The following is a 270-nucleotide window of genomic DNA, read 5'->3' as shown; positions in this document are numbered from 1 at the left end:
TTTTCTATGTAACTTCATTATGGGAATGGGTATAAATGATGAATACCAATTTGGTGAAGCTGGATGAATTGACGGATAGTAAAGAGATGTTCGAGGCAAGAGTGTCTACGGGAATTCCTTTTTTCATAGGAATTGTAGTAAGTATAATTTTGGTGGGGGTGATTGGATGTTATGTTGGGGAAATTGATATTGTTGTAAAAGCAAAGGGAGTGATAAAGACGAGCGAAAAAGTGACAAGAATAACCAACAAAGTACTGGGTGAAGTTGAGT

The 270-nt window shown here is 36.7% G+C and carries 1 pseudogene; it reads left to right on the top strand.

What is annotated here, in order from left to right:
- Positions 1–35 precede the first annotated feature (35 nt).
- Positions 36–270, top strand: a pseudogene (locus tag PPOP_RS16845) (hypothetical protein); the annotation flags it as partial.

The organism is Paenibacillus popilliae ATCC 14706 (assembly GCF_000315235.1).
GTDB lineage: Bacteria > Bacillota > Bacilli > Paenibacillales > Paenibacillaceae > Paenibacillus_B > Paenibacillus_B popilliae.
The sequence above is the reverse complement of the archived record's forward strand: the minus strand, read 5'-3'. Positions and strand labels throughout refer to the sequence as shown.